17 protein-coding genes and 1 pseudogene are annotated in these 18,850 nt (G+C 69.8%); 10 read left to right on the plus strand and 8 right to left on the minus strand.

Going from position 1 to position 18,850, the window contains the following annotated elements; translation table 11 throughout:
* Nucleotides 1-113: 113 nt before the first annotated feature.
* From R5H19_RS07750 to R5H19_RS07765, 4 genes are all read left to right on the plus strand, one after another.
* The gene (locus tag R5H19_RS07750; protein WP_318158417.1) at nucleotides 114-1,538 is read left to right on the plus strand and encodes a TolC family protein; all 1,425 of its coding nucleotides are present in this window, start codon (nucleotides 114-116) and stop codon (nucleotides 1,536-1,538) included.
* A complete protein-coding gene (locus R5H19_RS07755) occupies nucleotides 1,535-2,587 on the plus strand; it encodes an efflux RND transporter periplasmic adaptor subunit (protein ID WP_318158418.1) in 1,053 nt (350 codons plus the stop codon). The genes R5H19_RS07750 and R5H19_RS07755 overlap by 4 nt, the downstream gene beginning before the upstream one ends.
* Nucleotides 2,584-5,637 (plus strand): efflux RND transporter permease subunit, encoded by a 3,054-nt coding sequence (locus tag R5H19_RS07760; RefSeq protein WP_318158419.1) that lies wholly within the window; start codon nucleotides 2,584-2,586, stop codon nucleotides 5,635-5,637. Before R5H19_RS07755 ends, R5H19_RS07760 begins: the two co-directional genes overlap by 4 nt.
* A gap of 61 nt (nucleotides 5,638-5,698) precedes the next feature.
* Nucleotides 5,699-6,733: a YncE family protein gene (locus R5H19_RS07765; protein ID WP_318158420.1), complete on the plus strand. Its 1,035-nt coding sequence runs from the start codon at nucleotides 5,699-5,701 to the stop codon at nucleotides 6,731-6,733.
* Between the two features lie 6 nt (nucleotides 6,734-6,739).
* Here the strand turns inward: R5H19_RS07765 and R5H19_RS07770 are convergent, their stop codons facing one another.
* From R5H19_RS07770 to R5H19_RS07780, 3 genes are all read right to left on the minus strand, one after another.
* Nucleotides 6,740-8,128, minus strand: a complete 1,389-nt coding sequence (locus tag R5H19_RS07770) for an ATP-binding protein (protein ID WP_318158421.1) — start codon at nucleotides 8,126-8,128, stop codon at nucleotides 6,740-6,742.
* Nucleotides 8,125-8,790 (minus strand): response regulator, encoded by a 666-nt coding sequence (locus R5H19_RS07775; RefSeq protein ID WP_318158422.1) that lies wholly within the window; start codon nucleotides 8,788-8,790, stop codon nucleotides 8,125-8,127. The genes R5H19_RS07770 and R5H19_RS07775 overlap by 4 nt, the downstream gene beginning before the upstream one ends.
* 82 nt (nucleotides 8,791-8,872) lie before the next feature.
* Nucleotides 8,873-9,715: a hypothetical protein gene (locus R5H19_RS07780; protein WP_318158423.1), complete on the minus strand. Its 843-nt coding sequence runs from the start codon at nucleotides 9,713-9,715 to the stop codon at nucleotides 8,873-8,875.
* Nucleotides 9,716-10,060: 345 nt separating this feature from the next.
* On the opposite strand from R5H19_RS07780, the gene R5H19_RS07785 reads away from it, so the two are divergent.
* The 6 genes from R5H19_RS07785 to mnhG are packed head-to-tail and all read left to right on the plus strand — an operon-like array spanning nucleotide 10,061 to nucleotide 16,004.
* Nucleotides 10,061-12,958, plus strand: a complete 2,898-nt coding sequence (locus R5H19_RS07785) for a monovalent cation/H+ antiporter subunit A (protein ID WP_318158424.1) — start codon at nucleotides 10,061-10,063, stop codon at nucleotides 12,956-12,958.
* Entirely contained in the window at nucleotides 12,958-13,299 is a 342-nt protein-coding gene (locus R5H19_RS07790) for a Na+/H+ antiporter subunit C (RefSeq protein ID WP_318158425.1), read from the plus strand. Before R5H19_RS07785 ends, R5H19_RS07790 begins: the two co-directional genes overlap by 1 nt.
* Nucleotides 13,296-14,891, plus strand: coding sequence for a monovalent cation/H+ antiporter subunit D (locus tag R5H19_RS07795; protein ID WP_318158426.1), 1,596 nt, complete (start codon nucleotides 13,296-13,298; stop codon nucleotides 14,889-14,891). The genes R5H19_RS07790 and R5H19_RS07795 overlap by 4 nt, the downstream gene beginning before the upstream one ends.
* Complete coding sequence (locus tag R5H19_RS07800) at nucleotides 14,888-15,376, plus strand: Na+/H+ antiporter subunit E (RefSeq protein WP_318158427.1); 489 nt, start codon at nucleotides 14,888-14,890, stop codon at nucleotides 15,374-15,376. Before R5H19_RS07795 ends, R5H19_RS07800 begins: the two co-directional genes overlap by 4 nt.
* The gene (locus R5H19_RS07805; protein WP_318158428.1) at nucleotides 15,373-15,654 is read left to right on the plus strand and encodes a K+/H+ antiporter subunit F; all 282 of its coding nucleotides are present in this window, start codon (nucleotides 15,373-15,375) and stop codon (nucleotides 15,652-15,654) included. The genes R5H19_RS07800 and R5H19_RS07805 overlap by 4 nt, the downstream gene beginning before the upstream one ends.
* Entirely contained in the window at nucleotides 15,651-16,004 is a 354-nt protein-coding gene (mnhG, locus tag R5H19_RS07810) for a monovalent cation/H(+) antiporter subunit G (RefSeq protein ID WP_318158429.1), read from the plus strand. The genes R5H19_RS07805 and mnhG overlap by 4 nt, the downstream gene beginning before the upstream one ends.
* Before the next feature lie 48 nt (nucleotides 16,005-16,052).
* Here the strand turns inward: mnhG and R5H19_RS07815 are convergent, their stop codons facing one another.
* The 5 genes and pseudogenes from R5H19_RS07815 to R5H19_RS07835 all read right to left on the minus strand — a co-directional run.
* On the minus strand, nucleotides 16,053-16,250 hold the full coding sequence (locus R5H19_RS07815) for a CsbD family protein (protein WP_318158430.1): 198 nt from the start codon (nucleotides 16,248-16,250) through the stop codon (nucleotides 16,053-16,055).
* A gap of 241 nt (nucleotides 16,251-16,491) precedes the next feature.
* Nucleotides 16,492-16,827, minus strand: a pseudogene (locus R5H19_RS07820) (hypothetical protein); the annotation flags it as partial.
* Between the two features lie 135 nt (nucleotides 16,828-16,962).
* On the minus strand, nucleotides 16,963-17,499 hold the full coding sequence (locus R5H19_RS07825) for a lipocalin family protein (protein ID WP_318158431.1): 537 nt from the start codon (nucleotides 17,497-17,499) through the stop codon (nucleotides 16,963-16,965).
* A gap of 34 nt (nucleotides 17,500-17,533) precedes the next feature.
* Nucleotides 17,534-18,613 carry a cyclopropane-fatty-acyl-phospholipid synthase family protein gene (locus tag R5H19_RS07830; protein WP_318158432.1) on the minus strand — a complete coding sequence of 360 codons (1,080 nt, stop codon included), beginning with the start codon at nucleotides 18,611-18,613 and terminating at the stop codon, nucleotides 17,534-17,536.
* Nucleotides 18,610-18,850, minus strand: a 241-nt coding sequence (locus R5H19_RS07835) for a DUF1295 domain-containing protein (RefSeq protein ID WP_318158433.1), incomplete at its 5' end; no start/stop codon positions are given. The genes R5H19_RS07835 and R5H19_RS07830, both read right to left, overlap by 4 nt.

The raw sequence follows: 18,850 nt of genomic DNA on the forward strand, positions 1-18,850 counted from the left end.
CACGGCCCGCCGCTGTTCGGTCACGCGCGAAGCGGAAGCCGGCGGGCCACGCCCGCCCTGCCGTGCCGGGTCCGCTTAAGAAAGAACTAAGCAGCGGCTTCCAGAATGGCGGCATGCGCGATGCGGGCCGCCAGCGATGTTTCTCCTCGACAAGCCGCGGCCTGCGCACGGTGTGCGCCGTCGCCGTCGCCGTCGCGTTGCTCGTGTCCGGTTGCGCCAGCTATGCGCCGTTGCCGCTGGACCAGGGTGAGGGCGCGGCCGACGTGAGGCAGCTGACCGTGCCCTCCAGCGAAATGCCGCTGCCGTCGCTGGCAACGCATCGCTTCGATCCCGCCGACGGGCTGGATGTGACCGAGACGGCGATGCTGGCGGTGGCGAACAGCCCGGCGTTGAAGCTCAAGCGCGACGAGCTGGGCGTGGCCCGCGCGCAGGCCTTCGCGGCCGGGCTGCTGCCCGATCCGCAGCTGAGCCTGGGCGAGGATTTTCCGCAGCACTCCGGCGGTGGCCTGACTACGGCGTTCAATCTCGGCCTCAGCGAAGACATCGGCGCCCTGCTGACGCGCTCGTCGCGCCAGGCGGCGGCGCGCAGCCAAGCCGGTCAGGTGAACCTCGAGCTGTTGTGGGCGGAGTGGCAGACCGTGGCGCAGGCGCGCTTGTTGTTCGGCCAAGTGCTGAACCTGCGCGCGCAACAGGCGCGGCTGGCCAGCGAGCAGGCGGCGCTGGAGCAGGTCACGCCCTACGTGCAGGCGGCGCTGGACGCCGGCAACCTCACCTACGACAGCGCCAGCGCCGGCCTCAACGCCGCCGCGGACGTGCGCAAGCAGCAGGCCGACAACGCGGTCGCCCTGCACCAGGCCGACAGCGACCTGCATGTGCTGCTCGGGCTGGCGCCGACCGCACCGCTGGAGCTGGTCGGCGCGCCGTACCAGGTCGCGCCCACTGCGGCGCAGTTGCAGCAGGCACTGGCCGACCTGCCGCGCCGGCGCCCCGATCTGCTGGCGCTGCAGGCAGGCTATCAAGCGCAGGAAGCCAAACTGCGCGGCGCGGTGCGGGCGCAGTTTCCCGCGTTGACCATCGGCTTCAACAGCGCGCGCGACACCAGCGCCATCTACACCCACGGCTTCAGCGTCGGCATCACGCTGCCGCTGTTCGACCGCAACCGCGGCAACATCGCGATCGAGCGGGCGACCCGGCAGCAGTTGAAGGACGACTACGCCTCACGCGTGCTGACCACGCGCAGCGACATGCAGCGGCTCGCCGCCGATCTCGCCACGCTGGATCGGCAACGCGACACCTTGACCGCCCACGCAAGGCAGCTGGCCGAGGCCCGCCGCGCCGCCGAACCGGCGTGGCAGCAAGGCCTGCTGGACTGGCCGACCTGGCTGGCGATCCGCAGCCGGTCGCTGGCTGCCGACCTCGACCTGCTCGCCGTGCAACAGCAGCAGGCCACCCAGTCGATCGCGCTGGAAGCGCTGCTCGGAAACACCGATGTCGACATCGCCACCCATCCCGTTTCCACGCAGGCGCCCACGCCATGAACCGATCGCTGCTCCTGCCGCTGTTGTGCCTGCTGCTGGCCGCGTGCAGCCACGGTGCCGCCGATGACGAAGAAGCGGCGGCGGCCAAGGGCCAGGTGGCGGTGACCACCGCCACGCCGGTGCAGCGGACCTTCCACGACACCGTCGAGGCCTGGGGCAGCGCCGCGGGCGATCCGCAGCATGCTCGCGCGGTCAGCCTCGCGCATGGCGGCCAGATCGTGGCGCTGAGCGTGGCGGCCGGGCAGAGCGTGCGGCGCGGACAGCCGCTGCTGACGATCGCCCCCGATCCGGCCGCGCGCAACGCGTACCAGCAAGCGCAGAGTGCGCTGGAGCTGGCCCGCGGCGAACTCCAGCGTACCGAACAGCTGGCGGCGCAACGACTGGCCACGCAGTCGCAATTGGCGACCGCGCGCAAGGCGTTGGCCGACGCGCAGGCCGCGCTGGGGGCGCAGCGCGCGCTCGGCGGCGGCAGCGCGCAGGAAACCGTCGGCGCGCCGGCCGATGGCGTGGTCAACGCCCTCAGCGTGGGCCTAGGCGAGCGCTTCGCCGCGAACGCGCCATTGCTGAGTTTCACCCCGGCGCATGCACTGGTCGCACAGCTCGGCGTGCAGCCGGAAGACGGCGCGAAGCTGCATGCCGGCATGCCGGTGCAGCTGCGCAGCGTGTATGGCGACCAGTCCGCTTTCGTGGGCACGTTGCGCATGATCGGCCAGTCGATCGACCCGCAGACCCATCTGCTCGGCGCGCAGGTCGAACTGCCGGCCGAAGCCGGCGCCGCGCTGGTCGCTGGCGCCGCGCTGGAGGCGCAGATCCGCACCGCCGATTTCAGCGCGTGGGCCGTACCGCGCGCGGCGGTGTTGCACGACGAACACGGTGATTACCTGTTCGAGCTTGAGCACGGCCACGCCAAACGCATCGCCGTGACCCTGCGCAGCCCGGCGGGCGATCCCGTCGGCGTGCAGGGCCCGCTCGATGCGCAGGCGAAGGTGATCGTGCTCGGCGCCTACGAACTGGCCGATGGCGATGCGGTGCGGGAGTCCGCCCGGTGAGCGTCACCGCATGGATGCAGCGGCATCGGCGTTCGCTGCTGTTCCTCGCCCTGATGCTGGCGATCGGCGGCATCGCCAGTGCGCTGCGGATGCCGGTGGCGCTGTTTCCCAACGTGGCGTTTCCGCGCGTGCAGGTGTCGCTGGATGCGGGCGACCGCCCGGCCGATCAGATGGCGATCGAGGTGACCACGCCGGTGGAGGAGGCGATCCGCCACGTGCGCGGCGTGCGCGACGTGCGCTCCACCACCAGCCGCGGCAGCGCCGAGGTGGCGGTGACCTTCGACTGGGGCGCGGACATGGCTGCGGCGCTGCAGGAAGTGAATGCGGCGGCCGGGCAGATCCTGCCGCAGCTGCCGGCCGGCACAGCGCTGAGCACGCGGCGGATGGATCCCACCACGTTCCCGGTGCTGGCCTACAGCCTGCGCTCGCACACGCAATCGCCGGCTGCACTGCACGACCTGGCCGAGTACCAGCTGCGTCCGTTGCTGAGCGGCATCGGCGGTGTGGCCCAGGTCCAGGTGCAGGGCGGCGAGGTGGCCGAGTTCCACGCCGACGTTGATCCGGGCAAGCTGCGCGCGCTGCAACTGAACCTGGCCGACGTGGCCACGGCGGTCGGCCACGCGGCGACGATCCAGGCGATGGGCCGCGTCGCCGATCACTACAAGTTGTACCTGCTGCTGGCCGACAACCAGCCGAAGACGCTCGCCGCGTTGCGCGACATCGTGCTGCGCGCCGGCCCCGGCGGCGCGGTGCGGTTGGGCGATGTGGCCGCGCTCAGCCTCGACCACGTGCCGCAGTGGATCCGCGTCAACGCCGATGGCCAGGACGCGGTGCTGCTGCAGGTCTACCAGCAGCCCGACGGCAACAGCGTGCAGATCGCCGGGGAAGTGAAGCAGCGGCTGGCCGACTATGCGCCGCAGATGCCGGCCGGCGTGCGCATCGCCAACTGGTACGACCAGACCCAGCTGGTGGCCGGCGCGGCGGCCAGCGTGCGCGATGCGATCCTGATCGGCGTGCTGCTGGCCGGACTGGTGCTGTTCGTGTTCCTGCGCAACACGCGGGTGATCCTGGTCGCGCTGATCGTGGTGCCGGCGGTGCTGGCGATCACCGTGCTGCTGCTGTTCGTGCTCGGCATGAGCTTCAACATGATGACGCTGGGCGGCATGGCCGCGGCGGTCGGCTTGATCATCGACGACGTGATCGTGATGCTCGAACACATCATCCGCCGGCTCAACCAGGGCGAGGGCGAAGTGCACGAACGGATCGCCGGCGCCGCATGGGAGTTCACCCGCCCGCTGACCGGTTCCAGTGCCGCCACCGTGGTGATCTTCCTGCCGCTGGCATTTCTGTCCGGTGTTACCGGCGCGTTCTTCAAGGCGCTGTCGCTGACCATGGCCAGCGCGCTGGTGATTTCCTACCTGCTGACCTGGATCGCGGTGCCGCTGCTGGCGGAGCGTTTCCTTGATGAGCGTCATCGTGCCGAGCATCCGCCGGGCCGTTTCACCCGGCGCATGATGCAGGGTTATCAGAGCATCCTGCAGCGCTGGCTGCGGCGGCCGTTGCTGGTGCTGCTGCTGATCGTGCCGTTGCTGCTTGTCGGTGGCCTCGCCTTCACCCGCGTCGGCACCGGTTTCATGCCGCAGATGGACGAGGGCGGCTTCATCCTCGACTACCTGTCGCCGCCAGGCACCTCGCTGCAGGAAACCGACCGGCTGCTGCGCCAGGTCGAGGCGATCATCCGCGCGAACCCCTACGTGGACACCTACTCGCGGCGCACCGGCCTGCAGCTCGGCGGTGGCCTCACCGAGGCGAACCAGGGCGACTTCTTCGTGCGCCTGAAAAGCGGCTCGCGCCCCGATACCGAGGCGGTGATGGCGCAGGTACGCGAGGAGGTGGAGCAGCGCGTGCCGGGGCTGGACATCGAGCTGTCGCAGCTGATGGAGGACCTGATCGGCGACCTGGTGGCGGTGCCGCAGCCGATCGAAATCCAGCTGTACGGCGACGACCCGACCCAGCTTTCTGCCACCGCCGGCAAGGTCGCCGCGGCGGTCGGGCGGATCGGCGGGGTGGTCGGCGTGCGCAATGGCATCAACCCGGCCGGCGACGCGCTGACCGTGCAGGTCGATCCAGCCAAGGCCGCGCTGGAAGGGCTCGACCCGGCCAGTGTCGCCGACCAGGTGGCGGCGGCGATCGACGGCACCGTGGCCGCGCAACTTCCCACCGACGGCAAGCTGGTGGGCGTGCGCGTGCGCCTGCCGACCGCGACGCACCAGCGGCTGGAACAGGTCGCCGCCTTGCCGATCCGCGCCGGCGACGGCCACCTGCTGCCGCTGTCGCGGGTGGCCACGCTGCAACAGGTGCAGGGCCAGCCGCAGATCACCCGCGACAACCTGAAACGGATGGTCGCGGTGACCGGGCGCATCAGCGGGCGCAGCCTCGGTGCCACCATCGCCGACGTCAAGCGCGCGCTGGCCCGGCCCGGCCTGCTGCCCAAGGGCATGTACTACCAGCTCGGTGGCCTGTACCAGCAACAGCAGCAGGCGTTCCGCGGCCTCAGCATCGTGCTGCTGGCGGCGATCGCGCTGGTGTTCACCCTGCTGCTGTTCCTGTACGAGAGTTTCCGGGTGGCGCTGGTGATCCTGGCGATGCCGTTGCTGGCGATTCCGGCGGTGTTCGCCGGGCTGTGGCTGACCGGCATCGAGCTCAACATCTCGGCGATGATGGGCATGACGATGATCGTCGGCATCGTCACCGAAGTGGCGATCTTCTACTTCTCCGAACTCGAACAGGCCGCCGCCGGCCTGCCGTTGCACGAGGCGCTGCACGAAGCCGGCCGGCACCGCACGCGGCCGATCCTGATGTCCACGCTGGCCGCGATGCTCACCCTGCTGCCGCTGGCGCTGGCGCTCGGCGGGGGCTCGCAGATGCAGCAGCCGCTGGCGGTGGCGATCATCGCCGGCCTGCTGGTGCAGGTGCCGTTGGTCTTGTTGGTGATGCCGGTGCTGTATGCGCTGTTGCGCCGTCGCGACATACAAAAGGCGGCGGGCTAAGGCTGGCGTAAGTCGGCGCTCGCATGCTGGGTCGACCACTCCAGCCGCCCGAGGTGCCGCCATGTCACGACTGATCCGCAAACGGCTGCCCGCCGCGCTGCTGGCGCTGGCGATGCTTTCGCCGGCCGCCGCGACCGCCGCGTCGCCGCCGGTTCCCCGCCTGCTTTCGCGACTGGCGCTGGGCGGCCCGGGCGGTTGGGACTATCTGGCCTTCGATGCGCCCAGCCGCCGCCTGTTCGTCAGCCGCGGCGACCGCGTGCTGGTGATCGACGTCGATGCCGGCAAGCAGATCGGCACGATCGCCGGCACCGCCGGCGTGCACGGTATTGCGCTGGCCGATGACCTGCAGCGCGGTTTCGTCAGTGACGGCAGGAGCGACTCGGTGACCGTGTTCGACCTGGCTTCGCTGCAGACCGTGGCGACGATCACCGGCACCGGCCGGAATCCCGATGCGATCCTGTACGACAGCGCCTCGCACCACGTGCTGACCTTCAACGGCAGAAGCACCAGCGCCAGCGTGATCGACCCGGCGAAGAACACGGTAGTCGGCAGCATCGCGCTGCCGGGCAAGCCGGAGTTCGCGGTGGCCGATGGCGCCGGCCACGTCTACGTGAACATCGAGGACAAGTCCGAGCTGGTCCAGCTCGATTCGCTCCACGGCAAGCTGCTGCAGACCTGGCCGCTGACGCCGTGCGCATCGCCGAGCGGGCTGGCGCTCGACCACCCGCACCATCGCCTGTTCTCGGTGTGCGACAACCGCACGATGGCCGTGCTCGATGCGCGCGATGGCCACCACGTGGCCGACGTGCCGATTGGCGACGGCCCGGACGGCGTGGTGTTCGACGCGGCCGAGGCGATGATCTACAGCGCCAACGGCGAGAGCGGCACGCTTACCGCGGTGCACGAGGACGATCCGGACCACTACCGCGTGACCGCGACCATCCCCACCCAGGTCAGCGCGCGCACGCTCACGCTCGATCCGAAGCTGCACCGGCTGTATCTCTCGGCGGCGCAGCTGGGCGCGACCCGGCAGGCCAATGGCCGCCGCACGATCGAGCCGGACAGCTTTGCCGTCCTGACCGTCGGGCGGCCTTGATGAAGTTCAGGATCGCAGCGGGATCGTGACGCGTACGCGCAGGCCGCTGCCGTAGGGCGAGTCGAGCAACTCGATGCCGGCGTCGTGCAGCTGCGCGGCGCGCTGCACGATCGACAGGCCCAGCCCGAAGCCGTCGCCGCGGCTGCCGGCTTCGCGGTGGAAGCGGGCGAATACGCTGGCGCGGCGCTCCGCCGGGATGCCGGGGCCGTCGTCGATGACGTCGATCAGCGCCGCGCGCTCGCCCGGTTCGATCGACAGCTGCACCTGCCCGCCGGCGGGCACGTGGCGCAGCGCGTTTTCCAGCAGGTTGCGCAGCAGCGCCGCCAGCGCCGCCTCGTAGCCGTGCACCACCAGTTGCGGCGTCAGCCGCGCCACGCTCAGCTCGACGCCGCTCTCGGCGATCACCGGCGCGAGTTCCTCGAGCACGGTCGTGGCGACGACGGCCAGGTCGACGCGCGTGCGCTGGCCCGCCGCCGCGCCGGCCTCCAGCCGGGCCAGTGCCAGCAGTTGCTCGATCCGTCGGGCCAGTCCGGCGATAACGTGCTGCGCGCTGCCGAGCGCGACGTCCAGCCCGGCCCGATCGGTGGTGGCCATCGCGTTCTCGAGGTTGATCATGGCCGAAGCCAGCGGCGTGCGCAGTTCGTGCGCCACGTCGGCGCTGAAGCGGTGCTCGCGTTCCAGCGCATCCTCCAGCCGGGCGAGCTGTTCGTTCAGCGCCGCCAGCACCGGCTGCAACTCCAGTGGCGCGTCGCGCAGCCGCACCGGTTCGCGGCTGCCCGGTTCGCGCGACGACAGCGCGCGGGTCAACGCCTCGAGCGGGCGCAGGCCGCGGCGTACCGCCCAGCCCACCAGCAGGGCCAACAGCGGCAGACCGACCAGCAGCGGCAGGCTGTGTTCCAGCCACAGGGCATGGGTGATGTCGTGGCGGCTGTCGTAGCGCTCGCCGGTGCGGATCACCATGCCGTCTGCCTCGTCATGCAGGGTGAACACGCGCCAGCGGTAGCGCCCCTGTTGCAGGTCGCGGAAATCCGCATCGGCGGCGCCCGGCGGCGGCAATGTGGCGAGGTTGGCGGTGGCCAGCAGCAGGCGCCCCGTGCGATCGAAGATCTGGAAGCCGACTTCGGACTCGTAGGTGTGGTCATGCAACTTCGGGTGGGCGGCCTCGATCGGCACCACCAGCGTGCCGGCACTGCCGCGCGCCTGCAGGGCCTCGAGGTCGGCATGCCCGATCAGCACCTGCAGCGTGCGCGCCGACTGCGCCAGCCGTCCGTCGGACAGCTCGTCCACCTCGGTGAGGGTGCGATGGAAGCTGAGTACGCCCAGCGGCAGCAGCACCGCGGCGAGCACCACGATGATCAGCCAGCGCAGCCGGCCGTGCAGGCTCGCCGGCTTCACGTCGGCTCCCGCGGGATCATGTAGCCGAAGCCGCGCACGGTGCGGATGGTGTCGTAGCTCAGCTTGCGGCGCAGGGTGTGCACCAGCACCTCCAGTGCGCTGGAGCCGACCATGTTGTCGAGGCCGTACAGCGAGTTCTCCAGATTTTCCCGGCGCACCAGCCGGCCGGCGCGTTCCATCAGGATCTGCAGCAGGGCGAATTCGCGCTTGGTCAGCTCCACCGGCGCGCCGCGGAAGCTTACCTCGGAGGTGCCGAGGTCGAGGCTCAGCGCGCCGGCCTCGATGCGGTTCGCGGCCAGGCCCTGCGCGCGCCGGGTCAGCGAGCGGATGCGCGCGGCCAGTTCGTCCAGGTGAAACGGTTTCACCAGGTAGTCGTCGGCGCCGGCGTCGAGGCCGCGCACGCGGTCGTCCAGCCCGTCGCGCGCGGTCATCACGATCACCGGGGTCCGGATGTGCGTGCGGCGGGCCTCGAGCAGCACGTCGAGCCCGTCCTTGCCGGGCAGGCCGAGGTCGAGCAGCACCAGGTCGGCGGTCTCGTCGCGCAGCGCAAGCAGCGCCGCGCGGCCGTCGCGCAGCCAGCTCACCGTGTAGGCGAGGCGCTCCAGCGCGCGCTGGATCGCCGCGCCGAGCTGGGGATCGTCCTCGACCAGGATGATGTGCACGGACAGGCTCCTCCGCGTCGCGGCGCAGACGGCCCGACTCGGGGGGGATTATCCGTGGATCCGCTTACGAAGTGCTTAAGCGTCAGAAGCGGAACCGCGCGAACAGCGACGGGCCATCGAGCTTCATGTCGAGGTCGGCGCTGTAGGTGTGCTTGCGCTGGTGCAGCACCACGCGGCTGTAGCCGTATTCGGCGCCGAAGCCCGCGTTCTGCCACGGGAACCATTCCACGCCCAATGCGGCGTTGACGATGTGGCCGCTGAGGCGGCCGCCGTTTTTCCTCACGCCGGCCGCGTCGACGTACAGCCGCCACCGCTCGTTGAACGCATGCCGCCAGCCGAGCTGCAGCATCGGTGCCCAGACGCCGTCGCTGGTGCGGGAGGAGGCTTGTCCGACCGGCATGCCGTTGACGCTGGCCTCGCCGCTGATGCCGGCGTGCACGCGGTAATAGGCCCCACCCAGGCCCAGGCCGAACACGTCGTCGCCGTGGCCGATCCACCAGCGGTACGACGCGCTGCCGAAATCGAAGTTCAGCTTGCCGTGGACGGCGGCGTCGGCGTGGTAGTCGTTGCCGGCGTAGCTGATGTCCCGCGTCAGGCTTTTGCTGCGCGAGCGGTTGACACTGTGGTAGTCCAGTGAGAAGCCCTGGCTGTCACCGATCAGGAAATCCAGCCGCGCGCGCGGCACACGCTTGTGGTGGCTGAAGTCGAGGTCCTTCTCCAGGTTGAAATTGCCGCTGTACCGACCGCTCTTGTCGCTGGCGCCGATGGTGGTGTCGACATGCGCGTCGTAGCCGCCCAGCCAGATGCTGACCCGATCGAGCGCGGGCGACTGCCGGGCGCAGGCCAGGCCGCTGGCCAGCGCCAGCGGGAGGAAGGTGGCGGTGCGGACGGCATGCCGGTGCCGGCGGGCCGAAAGGTGGGTCATCTGCCATGTCTCCGATGGTCGATGAATGTCGCGGGGGGAGGGCACATTCGCCTTGCCATTCTGTCATTCCCGCGGACAGGGTACGAACAGCCGGTGTGCAAACGCCGTGCATGGTCGTTGCCGCTCGCTCGCGGCGAACGATAGAATCGGGCAAGGAGTCCGGATGGTGCTGCCGCCACGCTCCCAGACTTGAGGTGAGCGCATGCGGGCGATCGCGACGATGGCCCGCGGTGCGGCGCGCCCGGATCCATCGGTGGTCCGGGACGGGCCGGTGCACATGAAGTGCCGGGCGATGGCCCCGGTGACGGGCGACACCGACGATCCTTCCATCGAACGCAGTGACCGATGCCCGACCACGCCCTTCCCAGCGCCATCCTCTGCCTGCCCTTCGTGGCGGCCGCGGTGACGTGGCTGATGCGCGAGCGCGGGCACAATCGCGCCGCCTGGCTGATGACCGGCACCGCGCTGCTCGGGCTGGCGCTTTCGTTGTGGCTGGCCCCGGCGATCCTCGCCGGCGAGGTGCTGCGCCAGACCATTCCGTGGGCGGGCTCGCTGGGGCTGGACCTGGTGCTGCGGGTCGACGGCTTCAGCTGGCTGATGATGCTGCTGATCTGCGGCATCGGCGCGCTGGTGGGCGTGTATGCGCGCTACTACATGTCGCCGGACGATCCGCTGGCGCGCTTCTTCGCGCTGCTGCTGGCGTTCATGGGGTCGATGCTGGGCATCGTGATGTCCGGCAACGTGATCCAGCTGGTGTTCTTCTGGGAGCTGACCAGCCTGTTCTCGTTCCTGCTGATCGGCTACTGGCACAACGGCGCGTCGGCGCGCGACGGCGCGCGGATGGCGCTGATCGTCACCTCCGGCGGCGGTTTCTGCCTGCTCGCAGGCATGCTGCTGCTGGGCCACATCGCGGGCAGCTACGAGCTCGACACGATCCTCGCCGCGGGCGATGCGGTGCGCGCGCATCCGTGGTACACGCCGACCCTGCTGCTGGTGCTGCTCGGCGCGTTCACCAAGAGCGCGCAGTTTCCGTTCCACTTCTGGCTGCCGCAGGCGATGTCGGCGCCCACGCCGGCGTCGGCCTACCTGCACTCGGCCACCATGGTGAAGGCCGGCGTGTTCCTGCTGGTGCGCTTCTGGCCGGTGCTGGGCGGCACCGCCGAGTGGTCGTGGATCGTCGGCGGGGTGGGCCTGGTCACGCTGATCCTGGGCGCCTACGCGGCGATGTTCGAGCAGGACCTGAAAGGCGTGCTGGCCTATTCGACGATCAGCCACCTGGGCCTGATCACCATGCTGGTGGGGCTGGGCAGCACGCTGGGCGTGGTGGCGGCGATCTTCCACATCGTCAACCACGCCACCTTCAAGTCCTCGCTGTTCATGGCCGCCGGCGCGGTCGACCACGAGGCCGGTACGCGCGACCTGCGCAAGCTCGGCGGCCTGTACCGGGTGATGCCGGTCACCGCCACGCTGGCGCTGGTGGCCGGCGCGGCGATGGCCGGCGTGCCGCTGCTGAACGGCTTCCTGTCCAAGGAGATGTTCTTCGCCGAGACGCTGGCGGCGCGCCAGGGCCCGCTGCTGGACGCGATCTCGGTGGTGATCGCGGTGGCGGCCAGCGCGTTCGGCGTGACCTATTCGATCCGCTTCGTGCGCGGCGTGTTCTTCGGCCGCATGCCCGCCGACTTGCCGCGCGAGCCGCACGAGCCGCCGCTGTGGATGCGCTTCCCGATCGGCTTTCTCGCGCTGGCCTGCCTGCTGGTGGGCGTGTTGCCGGGGCAGGTGATCGGGCCCACGCTGCGGGTGGCGGCCGGCGCGGTGCTCGGCGCGGACACGCCGGCGTACAGCCTGGCGGTGTGGCACGGCCTGACCACGCCGCTGCTGATGAGCGTGTTCGCCTTCGTCGCCGGCTGCCTGCTGTTCGCCAGCCTGCGTCGCCGCTTCGATGCCATCGAGACGGCACCGCTGACCAGCCGCTTCAGCGGCAAGCGGATCTTCGAGCGCGCACTGGCGGTGTTCGCGGCGGACTGGCCGCAGCGGATCGAACGGCTCTACCCGAGCCGGCGGCTGCAGTCGCAGTTGCTGTGGATCGTGCTGCTCGCCCTGCTGGCCGGCGCTCTGGCCGCGGCCAGTGCGCCGTTCGAGGTCGACCTGCGCTGGTCCAGCATCGATCCGGCGTTCGCCCTGCTGTGGCTGCTCGGCGCGGCCTGCGCGATCGGCGCGGCGACCCAGGCCAAGTTCCACCGCCTCGCCGCGCTGGTGCTCAGCGGCGGCGCCGGGCTGGTCTCGTGCGTGAGCTTCGTGTGGCTGTCGGCGCCAGACCTGGCGGCGACGCAGCTGCTGGTGGAGGTGGTCACCACCATCCTGATCCTGCTCGGCCTGCGCTGGCTGCCCAAGCGCATCGCCGGCTATGCGCCCGAAGGGTGGCGCCAGCGCTTCCGCCGCCGCCGCGACATCGTGATCGCGATGGCGGTGGGCGTCGGCGTGGCCAGCCTGGCCTATGCGGCGATGATGCACCCGGTGGCCGACTCGATCTCGCGCTTCTTCCTCGAGCGCGCGTACGCCGAGGGTGGCGGCCACAACGTGGTCAACGTGATCCTGGTCGATTTCCGCAGCTTCGACACGCTGGGCGAGATCAGCGTGCTGGCGATCGTGGCGCTGACCGTGTTCGCCCTGCTGCGCCGCTTCCGCCCGGCCGCCGAAAGCATCAGCGCACCGGAGCAGCAACGCCAGCAGACGGTGCTGGAGGCGGGCGAACCCGGCCGCGCGGCGGGTCACTCGCTGACCGACTACCTGATGATCCCCGGCCTGATCATCCAGCTGATGGCGCCGGTGATCCTGCTGTTCGGGCTGCACCTGTTCCTGCGCGGGCACGACCTGCCGGGCGGCGGCTTCGTCGCCGGCATCACCGTGGCGGTGGCGCTGATCCTGCTGTACATGGCGCGCGGCGCGCGCTGGGTGGAGTCGCACTTGCGCGTGCTGCCGCTGCGCTGGATCGGCGCCGGCCTGCTGCTGGCGCTGCTCACCGGCCTGGGCTCGCTGGTGTTTGGACGTCCTTTCATGACCAGCCACTTCCAGTACCTGGAGCTGCCGCTGCTGGGCCGCGTGCCGCTGGCCACGGCCTTGCTGTTCGACCTGGGCGTGTTCGCCGTGGTGGTCGGCGCCACGGTGCTGATGCTGATCGCGCTGGCGCACCAGTCGCTGCGCCGTCCGCGCCAGGCGGCGGCCGAGACGGGAGGGCCGGGCTGATGGAACTGGTGCTGGCCGCCGCCATCGGCATCCTCGCCGCCTCCGGCGTGTGGCTGCTGCTGCGCCCCCGCACGTTCCAGGTCATCATCGGGCTGACCCTGATCTCCTACGCGGTGAACCTGTTCATCTTTTCCATCGGCGGCCTGCGCACCGGCGCCGATCCGGTGCTGCACGAGGTAGCCGGCGACGTGGCGCAATACGCCGACCCGCTGCCGCAGGCGCTGGTGCTCACCGCGATCGTGATCGGCTTCGCCACCACGGCGCTGTTCCTGGTCGTGCTGCTGACCTCGCGCGGACTGACCGGCAACGACCACGTCGACGGCGAGGACGGCACGCCGTGAGCCAGCACCTGATCATCGTGCCGATCCTGCTGCCACTGCTGGTGGCCGCGCTGCAGCTGCTGATCGGCGAGAAGCGCCGGCGCACGGCGCTGGCACTGAGCATCGCCTCGTGCGTGGCGCTGGTGCTGGCCTGCGCCGCGCTGATGCACGCGGTGTCCACCGACGGCGCGCTGACGGCGGTCTACCGCATCGGCGACTGGCCGGCGCGCTTCGGCATCGTGCTGGTGGCGGACCGGCTCTCGGCGCTGATGGTGCTGCTCACCGGCGTGCTGGCGCTGGCGCTGCTGCCGTTCGCGCTGGGCCGCTGGCAGCATCGCGGCGGCCACTTCCAGCCGCTGCTGCAGTTCCTGCTGATGGGGCTGAACGGCGCCTTCCTCACCGGCGACCTGTTCAACCTGTTCGTGTTCTTCGAGGTGCTGCTGGCCGCGTCGTACGGGCTGGCGCTGCACGGTTCGGGCGCGCGACGGGTCAGCGCGGGGCTGCATTACATCACGGTCAACCTGGCCGCCTCGATGCTGTTCCTGCTCGGCGTCAGCCTGATCTTCGGCGTCACCGGCACGCTGAACATGGCGGCGCTGGCCGAGCTGATCCCGCACGTGCCCGAACACACCCGCGCGCTGCTGCATGCGGGCGCGGCGATCCTCGGCGTGGCGTTCCTGATCAAGACCGCGATGTGGCCGCTCGGCTTCTGGCTGCCGCGCACCTACGCGGCCGCGGCGCCGGCGGTGGCGGCGATGTTCGCGCTGATGACCAAGGTCGGCATCTACGTGCTGCTGCGCCTCGGCCTGCTGCTGTTCGGCGCCGGCGCCGGGCCCGCCTCGGCGCATTTCGGCAGCGTGTGGATGCTGTGGGGCGGCATGGCTACGCTGGTGGCCGGCACCATCGGCATGCTGGGCGCGCGCGACCTCGGCAAGCTGGCCGGCTACAACGTGGTGATCTCCGCCGGCACCCTGCTCGGCGCGATCGGCCTGCAGCAGAGCGCGGTGACCACCGGCGCGCTGGCCTACCTGGTGATCTCCACCCTGGCGATCGCCGCGTTCTTCCTGGTCGTCGGCCTGCTCGCCTCCGACGGCGACGACGACACCGACGACACGCTGAGCCTGGAGCCGTACGAACAGCCCGGCGAGGTCCCCGCGAACGAAAGCCTGTACGCGCAGGAGGACGAGAGCCGCGTGGTGATCCCGGCACCGATCGCGATGCTGGGCCTGAGCTTCTCGGCCTGCGCAGTGCTGCTGGCGGGGCTGCCGCCGCTGTCCGGCTTCCTGGCCAAGTTCGCGCTGCTGGCGCCGATGCTCGATGACGCGGCGGGCGGCGGGCGGGTGCTGTTCGCGCTGGTCGTGGCGGCCGGTTTCTGCACGGTGATCGCGCTGTGCCGCGCGGGCATCCAGATCTTCTGGGTCGAGCCGGAGCGGATCTTTCCGAAAGTGCGTCTCACCGAAAGCATCTCCATCGCGCTGTTGCTGGGGCTGTGCCTGCTGCTCACGGGCTGGGCCGAGCGGCCGTTGCACTACCTGCGCGACACCGCCGCCCAGCTGCACGCGCCGGGCAACTACATCCACGCGGTGCTGCCCGGCGCGGGGGGCGCACCGTGATCCGCCGCTGGCTGCCGCATCCGTTGCTCACCGCGCTGCTGGCGCTGATCTGGCTGGTCTTCAACCAGAGCTGGGCGCCCGGCACGGTGCTGCTCGGCATCGTGTTCGGCCTCGTGCTGGGCCGGTTGTTCGACCTGCTGGACCCGCCGAAGGCGCGCCTGCGCCACTACCCACTGCTGCTGCGCCTGTTTGTGCGGGTGGTGCTGGACATCGTGCGCTCCAACATCGCGGTGGCGCGCATCGTGCTGTTCGACAAGCGCCCGATGCACTCCGGCTTCGTGGCGATTCCGCTGGAGCTGACCGACCGTTACGGCCTGGTCGTGCTGTCGTGCATCATCACCTCCACCCCCGGCACGATCTGGGTCAGCTACGACTCCAGCGCCAACGTGCTGCTGATCCACGTGCTGGACCTGGTCGACGAGGCCGGCTGGATCGACTCGATCAAGCGGCGCTACGAACGCCCCCTGCTGGAGATTTTCCAATGAGCCACGCACTGCTCGACGCGGCGATCCGTGCGGCGCAGATCCTGCTGCTGCTGGCGATGGCCTTCTCGCTGATCCGCATGGTGCGCGGCCCGCGCGCGCAGGACCGCGTGCTGGCGCTGGACGCGCTGTACGTCAACGCTATGATCCTGCTGCTCACCATCGGCATCCGCAGCGGCAGCATGCTCTACGTCGAGGCCGGCCTGGTCATCGCGCTGCTCGGCTTCGCCAGCACGGTGGCGCTGTCGAAATTCCTGATGCGCGGGCAGGTGATCGAATGAACCACCTCGATGCCCTGCCGCCGTGGGCGGCCGTCACCGTCGCCGCGCTGATGCTGCTGGGCGCGCTGTTCGCCTTCGTCGGCTCGCTCGGTCTGCTGCGCCTGAAGAATTTCTACCAGCGCGTGCACGCGCCAACCCTGGGCACCACGCTGGGCACGTTCTTCATGCTGGCCGCCTCGATCACCTGCTTCTCGGTGCTGCACGGCCGGCCGATCTTCAATGAAGTGCTGATCGGCGTGTTCCTCACCCTGACCACCCCGATCACCCTGATGCTGCTGGTGCGCGCCGCGCTGTACCGCGACCGCGAGGAAGGCTCGCAGGACGTGCCGCAGGTTACGCCGAAGGACTGACGCGCGGAGCCGCTGCAACCGCAGCGACCCCGCGCAATGCCGGTGGGATTACAGCGTCCGCTCGAAATCCCGCACCTGGCGCTTGGCCTCGTCGCGCGCGATGCCGTAACGCTCCTGCAGCTTGCCGACCAGATATTCGGTATTGCCCTCGGCCCGGGTCAGGTCGTCGTCGGTCAGGTCGCCCCACTTGGCCTTGATCCTGCCGGTGAGCTGTTTCCAGTTGCCCTGGATACGGTCGTTGTTCATGTCGTGTCACTCCGTTTATGAAGAGGGATGACAGGCATGCCGTTGCAACCCGTCGCGGACCACTATCCGCATGGCGGCGTTAGGGCGAGGTGGTGGCGACGTGCAGGGCTGGGGCGGGTGTTCAGGCGGTGGTGCATGGTGGAGGGTGCTAACCCGAGCGATGAACGCCGTTCGTGGCCGACTCCGACCAGTGGTCACATGGTGATCAGGATTCCGGTGTACGGATCATGATGGATTGGTGCTACTGAACGACTTCATCGGTGTGTGCAACCCAAAAGCCCGACGTCAGCGACAGATCCTCAACCAATCGATCGTTCTGCAGATCGAACGGCACGACCCGGAGGTGTAGATGCCGCGAATAGGTGAACACCGGCAACGGCTGCTGGAACCTGTGGGTCATGGGGTAGATCAGCAGCATCTGCCCTTCCGCGGGTAGGTAGCGGTGGCCGTAGGCGAAGAGCTGATAGAAGTCGGACTGGCTGAGGCCGTACTTATCCTTGGTGCCACCCAAGGCCTGGTCAAGCAGCTTCCACTTGGTATCCAGTACCCAGGTCCGCTCACCCTGCTTGATGAGAAAGTCGGGTTTGAGCTATAGGCCTGCGAGCGTGGAAGGTTACCGCAGGGCGCGGCGCGCTCATGAGATCGCGCCTTCGCCGGAACGAAGAAGCCCCGCGTCGGCGAGGTTTCTTGCCTGGCGCGGCTGATTATGGCGTCACCGCGGCGCTTGCTGCGGCACCTTGCGCACCTTCTCCAGCGGGTAGCCCAGCGCCTGCACCCGCGCCAGCAGCGCGTCGTAGTCGGCCTGCGCGATGGTCGGCGTGCGCGCCATCGCCCACATGTAGTCGCGCGCATCGCGGGCCACGATGACCTGACTGTAGTCGTCGTTGAGCCAGGCCACGACGTACTGCGCCTGCAGCGGCCAGAACACCTGCACGCCCCACACCGCATTGCCGCTGCCGGGTTTGACGATGCCGGTGGAGTGGATGTCCTTCTTCTCGCCGTCGAAGCTGCCTTCGCGGAAGTGGAACGAGGTGGCGACGTTGCCATTGGGCTTGAGCGTGTAGACCTCGACGGCGTTGTACGCGTTCTTTTCGAAGCGGGTGGGGATGGTGGCGATCACGTACCAGTTGCCCATGAAGCGGGGCAGGTCGACGTGGGCCACCGGGGCGATCGGCGGCAGCTCGCTGGCGCAGGCGCCGGCGTTCAGCAGCATGGCGCAGGCCATCAGCAGGGTCTTCGGAAGTTTCATGGTCGCTCCGGGCGAAGGTGTGAGAGATGGGGAATCACGGCCGCGCGAAGCGGTAATGCGCCACCAGCCAGTGCTGGCCGCCGGCGTAGCCGAACAGCTCGGCGCAGGCCATCCAGAACATGCGCCAGCGCTGGAACCACAGCGCCGCATGTTCCGGATAGGCGGCGCGCAGGATCTCCATCACCTCCTCGCGCTGGCTGTCCTGCCGCTCGAGCCAGTGGTTGGCGGTTTTCTCGTAGTGCGTGCCGTCGACCAGCCAGCGCTGCTCGATGGCCAGGTCCCGCTGGAAGTGCAGCAGGGTATCGGCCGCCGGCATCAGGCCGCCGGTGAAGAAGTGCCGTCCCATCCAGTTGTCCGTGCCGGCGGTCTCGAACGGGTACGCCAGCTCGCGGTGCGCGAAGATGTGCACGAACAGCTTGCCGCCGGGCGCCAGCCAGCCGGCGATGCGCTGCATCAGCAGATGGTAGTTGCGCACGTGCTCGAACATCTCGATCGAGACGCAGCGGTCGAATTGCCCGGCTGCGAGCTCCAGCGAGTTCACGTCGCGGGTCAGCACGCGGACGTTGGCCAGGCCGCGCAGCCGGCACTGCGCCTGGATGTGGTGGCGCTGGCCGTGCGAGTTGGAGACGGCGGTGATGCGTGCGTTCGGGTAGCGCGCGGCCATCCACAGGGTGAGCGAGCCCCAGCCGCAGCCGAGTTCCAGGATGCGCTGGCCGTCGGCCAGTTCCGCGCGCTCGCCGTACAGCGCCAGCATCGCCTCCTCCGCTTCGGCCAGCGTCTCGTCGCCACGCGGGTAGTGGCAACACGAGTACTTCACGCGCGGGCCGAGGCAGCGCTCGAAGAACGCCGCCGGCAGCTCGTAGTGCTGCGCGTTCGCCGCGTCGGTGTGGATCGCCACCGGGCTGTGGCGCAGCAGTTCGATCAGCCGCGCCTGCCGCTCGGCCTGCGCCGCCACGCCGCCGGCGCGTTCCTCGCGCAAGCGCTCGGCGCACATCCGGCGGATGCCCAGGCGCAGCAGCGCGTCGGGCAGCAGGCCGCGCTCGGCCAGGCCCAGCACGCCGGGCGCGGCGCGGTCGGGAGACAGTTCGGCGGTGTCCAGGGCAACGGTATTCATCGTTCGGTTCTCGGGTCGCGGGAGCGTTTGGGAAACCACGGAAACAGCATTGGCGTGCTGCGCTGGTATGCGCGGTAGTCCTCGCCGCGCGTGCGCAGCGCCTGCGCCTCGGTGTAGGGAATGCCGCTGACGAAGCGCAGGAACAGCAGCATCAGCAGCGGCCCGCTCCACGCCAGCCAGGCCAGCGGCGAGCCGGCGGCGAACGCCACGTAGGCGAACCAGTGCAGCCATTCGAAG

This window comes from Rhodanobacter sp. KK11 (assembly GCF_033345435.1).
Lineage (GTDB): Bacteria > Pseudomonadota > Gammaproteobacteria > Xanthomonadales > Rhodanobacteraceae > Rhodanobacter.